Annotated in this window: 6 protein-coding genes; 5 read left to right on the forward strand and 1 reads right to left on the reverse strand. The window is 70.6% G+C overall.

Features of this window, described 5'->3' with window-relative positions; translation table 11 throughout:
* Nucleotides 1-101 precede the first annotated feature (101 nt).
* From AIIKEEIJ_RS12560 to AIIKEEIJ_RS12570, 3 genes are all read left to right on the forward strand, one after another.
* Nucleotides 102-1343, forward strand: a complete 1242-nt coding sequence (locus AIIKEEIJ_RS12560) for an oxygenase MpaB family protein (RefSeq protein ID WP_161995777.1) — start codon at nt 102-104, stop codon at nt 1341-1343.
* A 132-nt stretch (nt 1344-1475) separates the two neighbouring features.
* Nucleotides 1476-2024: a GNAT family N-acetyltransferase gene (locus AIIKEEIJ_RS12565; protein ID WP_202916966.1), complete on the forward strand. Its 549-nt coding sequence runs from the start codon at nt 1476-1478 to the stop codon at nt 2022-2024.
* An 80-nt stretch (nt 2025-2104) separates the two neighbouring features.
* Nucleotides 2105-2512, forward strand: a complete 408-nt coding sequence (locus AIIKEEIJ_RS12570) for a hypothetical protein (protein ID WP_006942012.1) — start codon at nt 2105-2107, stop codon at nt 2510-2512.
* 18 nt (nt 2513-2530) lie between these two features.
* Here AIIKEEIJ_RS12570 and AIIKEEIJ_RS12575 read toward each other — a convergent pair whose 3' ends face one another.
* Nucleotides 2531-3211: an NUDIX hydrolase gene (locus AIIKEEIJ_RS12575; protein WP_043802267.1), complete on the reverse strand. Its 681-nt coding sequence runs from the start codon at nt 3209-3211 to the stop codon at nt 2531-2533.
* A gap of 76 nt (nt 3212-3287) precedes the next feature.
* Here AIIKEEIJ_RS12575 and AIIKEEIJ_RS32585 point away from each other — a divergent pair, with 76 nt between their 5' ends.
* Nucleotides 3288-4286, forward strand: coding sequence for an ADP-ribosylglycohydrolase family protein (locus tag AIIKEEIJ_RS32585; RefSeq protein WP_006942008.1), 999 nt, complete (start codon nt 3288-3290; stop codon nt 4284-4286).
* The gene (locus AIIKEEIJ_RS33010) at nt 4283-4792 is read left to right on the forward strand and encodes an O-acetyl-ADP-ribose deacetylase (protein ID WP_006942006.1); all 510 of its coding nucleotides are present in this window, start codon (nt 4283-4285) and stop codon (nt 4790-4792) included. The genes AIIKEEIJ_RS32585 and AIIKEEIJ_RS33010 overlap by 4 nt, the downstream gene beginning before the upstream one ends.
* Nucleotides 4793-4960 lie beyond the last annotated feature (168 nt).

Raw genomic sequence — 4960 nt, forward strand, 5'->3', positions numbered from 1 at the left:
CTGCTGCGGTACGCGGCGCATCCGGCCCTGCTCCGCCGGTCTCACCGGCACCGTCCGGATGCGAATTGAACGCGAGTATTTGCTCGTGTAAGCATCGGCCCATGGTGGCACAGGAGATTCGACAGGACGCGCAGGCGGTGCGTTACCCGCACCGATACGTCGGCATCCGACCCAGAAACGAGCGCATCGGGCGGCCCCTGCGCGCCTACGCGCGGATCGGTGCCGTCGACGAGGAACTGCTCGACCGGATCGGCCGCCGGATGGTCGCCCGCGACGAGGTGGGCGCGGACCTGGTGCGCGCGATGCGCCGCCCCCGGACGGACGCCGAGCGGGTGACCATGGCGCAGTTCCATCGGGCGCTCGAGCACGGCATCGACGCGGTGCCGGACGCGCCGGACGCACTGCGACGGTTCTTCGCCGTGGTCGATCACGTCCCCGAATGGGTGGACTTCGGCCTGGTGGAGAAGGGTGCCCGGGCCTTCCGCCGGATGGGCCGCAGCCGCATCGACGTGCTGCTCCAGCTGTCGCTCATCGGCGGTTACCGGTTCGGTGGGCCGCCGGATCTGCTGGTCGAGACCGGGGGCCTGACCGGTTCGACCGCGATGCGACGCCTCGGCGAAACCCAGAAGTGGGGTACGGCGGTCGGCGAGCCCGGTGGGATGCGCCGGGACGGTGAGGGATTCAAGCTCACCGTGCACGTGCGCGCCATGCACGCGCTGATCAACCACCAGTTCGAGACCAACGGTCGATGGGACATCGAACGCTGGGGGCTGCCGATCAACCAGACCGACCAGGCGGCAACCCTGGGGCTGTTCAACGGCACACTGCTGCTCGGCATGCGGGCGCTCGGCTACTTCGTCACCCGTGAGGAGTCCCGGGCGGTGATGCACCTGTGGAAATACGTCGGATGGCTCATGGGCATCGACGAGGACTGGCTGTTCGACACCGAACGCGAGCAGCACGTGTTCAACTACCACGTGCTGTTGGTGCAGGACGACGTCACGCCCGCGGGGGCCGCGCTGTCCGGGGCCCTCGTGGAGGGCCAGCGCACCCTCGACTACGGCCGGTTCGGCGACGTGCGCGGCCGGTACGAGCGGCAGCGCCTGCTGAGCATGCTCCGGTACTTCCTCGGCGCGCAGAGCCTGCGGGAGCTGGGTCTGCCCGTCACCCCGGCATGGGCGGTTCCGCCGGTGGTGGTCAAGAACGTCGTCATCTCCACAGTGGTCGCACGCACGCGCACCGGGAGGCGGTTCCTCGAGCGGCTCGGCGACCGGGCCGCACGGCGCGAACTCGCCTCGAAGTTCGGGGCGTCGAGGCCCGCCGTCGGCGCGCTGCCCGGCTGAGCTTTTCCCGGCCGCCCACCGGGGAGCCCGATCGGTCGCGTCGTCCCGGTCGCTAGGCTTGTCCCGGCAAGCCGGACCGCCGGTCTCCAGCAGCTGCGGGCGGCGGTCGTCGAGTGGAGCGGGTGAAGGACGTTGACGGACTCCGGAGAGCTGAGCATCGGGCCCCTTGTGCGCCCGTCCGACGGCAGTGACGACACGGCGAAGGTGGTCGCCGACCTCGTCAATGCCGTCTATGCGGTCGCCGAGGAAGGCATGTGGCCGGAGGGAGCCACCCGGACCTCGGCGAGCGAGATCGCCGAATTGGCCGGTGCCGGCCGGCTCTTCGTCGCCTCGCTCGGCGACCGGATCGTGGGCTGCGTGAAGGTGGTGCAGCTCGACGCCCGCGTCGCCGAGTTCGGGATGCTCGCTGCCGATCCGGAGGTGCGGGGCGCCGGCATCGGCCGTGCCCTCGTGCGGTTCGCCGAGGCCCACGCGGCACGGCTCGGGAGCGAGATCATGCAACTCGAGGTCATCCAGCCGAGAGACTTCGAGCACCCGTCGAAGGTGTTCCTGTCGCAGTGGTATCCGCGAATGGGGTACGTGCCGGTGCGGACGGACGGGCCCGAGGGCATGTACCCCGAACTGGTCCCGCTGCTCGCGGTCCCGTGCGACGTCGTCGTCTACCACAAGCGGCTCGGCTGACCGGTCCGTCTCCGCGTGGCGCCCGGCGCGGGCGGCGGCGACGTGCTTCCATGGTCGGACGAGTTCCGCGAGGAGGCGAGATGACGAGCAACCGTATCGGCCGCCATGCCCGGCGCGCGGGAGCCACGCTGCTACTGACGGCCGCGGCCGTCCTCGGTGCGTCCGGTCCGGCAGCGGCCCAGGACGAGTGGCCCGAGATTCCGTCCTATCCGACACCGATGGTGCCGTTCGAGACCAAGGACTTCCTCACCCCGGCGGACCTCGACTACTGGAATCCGCTGGTGAACCGGAATCGGCTCACGTCACCGTTCGGCACCGGCACCCGGATCGTCTGCGTCGGATTCCACGGCGTGACCACCGACTGCTGGCAGGCCGATCAGAACGGACAGCCGCACAAGCTGATCCGGCTGCCGGCCAATCTGCCGAACGTCACGGGTTCGAGTCTGCCGGGCGGTGGGCCGGGACACTTCGTCTACCCGATCCTCTGAATCCGCACCGCGGACATATCAGCCGGTGAACAACACCGCTGCCTGAGCCGGCAACCGCGCGCCGTCCTTGCGGCGGAACAGTTCCGCCGGCCGGCCGGCGCCCGGACTCGACATGCGCCCGGTGCTGACGAGAGCGTCGACCACGTGGCGGCGGAACGAATCCTTCTGCAGCGGAACGCCGAATATCACCTCGTACAACCGCCGCAGCTCGAGGACGGTGAACTCGTCGCCGAGCAGTCCGTCGGGATCCACGCGCTGCGCGTAGCGGGTTCGCAGATCCGCGACGGCCGCCGCCACCATCTCGGCATGGTCGAAGGCCAACGGCTGCTCGGCCTTTCCGTCGCGCACGCACACGAGGTGGGCGTCGCCCGGAAGGTCCTTGCGAGGCAACGCCGCGGCGTGGGCGATCGAGATCACCCATCCGCGCGGGTCCCGGTCGGGAGCGTCGAACACGCCGATCTGATGGAACCGGATGCCGGTGAGGCTCGTCTTGTCACGCAGTGCACGTCGGGCGGCGTCGGCGGCGCGTTCGCGTTCGTGGAGGAAGGTGCCGGGCAGGGCCAGGTCTCCGAGACTGTGCTCGACCACCAGCACTCGCAGTTCGCCGTCGGAGTAGGTCAGCACGGCGATGTCCACCGCGGTCGAGGGGTGCGGGTACTCGGCCAGCTTCCGGCCCGCCCCGTCCGTCCAGTCGCTCACGGTTGCACTTTAGCGTGATTTTGATCTAAATTGATAGCGCAGATTTGATCGAAATGGTCGGCGGAGGGAGCGGGAAATGGCGTTGACGGCGCAGCAGTGTGACCGGGCGGTGGGGGTGCTTCTCGCGACGGCGGCAGGGGACGCCCTCGGTGCCGGCTACGAGTTCACTCATCCCACCGCCGACGCGGTGATCGACATGATCGGCGGGGGCGTGTTCGGCTGGGAACCGGGGGAGTGGACCGACGACACCGCGATGGCCGTCGCCGTCGCCGAGGTCGCGGCCACCGGCGTCGACCTCGGCGGCGCAGCGGGTCTCGACGCGGTGGCCGCGCAGTTCGTGCGGTGGTTCGACTCCGGCCCGAAGGACATCGGCAACCAGACCCGCGCCGTGCTCTCGCATCGCCCCGCCGGCGCCGCGGCGATGCAGGCCCGCGCCCGCGCGCTGACCGGTCGCAAGGGCGGCAACGGCGCCCTGATGCGGACCGCCCCGGTCGCCCTGTCCTATCTCGGCTCGGGCGACGCGGACGCTGCCGTCGCCGCCGCCGGGGAGGTGGCGCTGCTGACCCACGACGACCCGCAGGCGGTTCAGGCCTGCCGGCTGTGGACGTATGCGATCCGCCACGCCGTCCTGCACGGCACCTTCGACGGTGTCCGCGGCTACCTGCAGGTCTGTCCCGCCGACGTCGCCGGTTACTGGGCTCCGCTGCTCGACCGGGCCGAGCACGGCACGCCCGGCGACTTCGCGAACAACGGATGGACCGTCCACGCCCTGCAGACCGCGTGGTGGGCGATCAGCACCACCGACGATTCCGACGCCGGGCACCTGCAGCGTGCCCTCGAGGCCGCGGTCCGCGCCGGCGGTGACACCGACACCACCGCCGCCATCGCGGGCGGACTGCTCGGCGCCCGCTGGGGAGCCTCGGCGGTCCCCGATCGGTGGCGGCGCATCCTGCACGGCTGGCCCGGGCACACCGCGCACGACCTGAACCACCTGGCCACGGACGCCGCGCGGAAGGGATACGACCGCCGCGCCGCCGTCTCCGCTCACCCCACCGAACTCCAGGAGCAATCGTGACCCTCATCGACGTCGTCCACGGCGACATCACCACCCAGCGCGTCGACGCGATCGTCAACGCCGCCAAGTCCTCCCTCCTCGGCGGCGGCGGCGTCGACGGCGCCATCCATCACGCCGGCGGTCCGGAGATCCTCGCCGCCTGCAAGGCCCTGCGCGCGACGACGCTGCCCAACGGTCTGGACGTGGGCGCGGCGGTGGCCACCACCGCAGGAAAGCTCCCGGCGCGCTGGGTGATCCACACCGTCGGGCCGGTCTACTCGCCTCACGAGGACCGCTCGCACCTGCTGCGGTCGGCGTACACCCGCAGCCTTGCCGTCGCCGACACCCTCGGCGCCCGGACCGTCGCGTTCCCGTTGATCTCCGCCGGTGCCTACGGCTGGCCGAAGGAAGACGCGATCCGGCAGGCGGTCACCGCCCTCACCGCCGCCCGGACCGCGGTCGAGATCGTCACGCTCGTCGCGTACGACCGGAGCGTCGCCGAACTGATGCGCCGCACCCTGGCGTAAGGCGCTGGAGCCGGCGGCCGAATGTCACACGCGTTCAATTGGGGCTGACTCAGGTGGTCCATGCGACACGCTCCCTGACCAGGGGAGATGTCAGTGGGTCGAGCAGCACGAGAGGCGAAGAAGGCTAGGTTCTTCGCCATGCGCATGACGAAGGTGTCGATCGCCAAG

Origin of the sequence: Rhodococcus sp. YH1 (genome assembly GCF_009939605.1) — a bacterium.
Classification (GTDB): domain Bacteria; phylum Actinomycetota; class Actinomycetes; order Mycobacteriales; family Mycobacteriaceae; genus Rhodococcus; species Rhodococcus aetherivorans.

Excerpts from the sequence above, each read along its gene's own strand:
- AIIKEEIJ_RS12560 (WP_161995777.1), top strand. The coding sequence starts at position 102 with ATGGTGGCACAGGAGATTCGACAGGACGCGCAGGCGGTGCGTTACCCG.
- AIIKEEIJ_RS32585 (WP_006942008.1), top strand. The coding sequence starts at position 3,288 with ATGGCGTTGACGGCGCAGCAGTGTGACCGGGCGGTGGGGGTGCTTCTC.
- AIIKEEIJ_RS12570 (WP_006942012.1), top strand. The coding sequence starts at position 2,105 with ATGACGAGCAACCGTATCGGCCGCCATGCCCGGCGCGCGGGAGCCACG.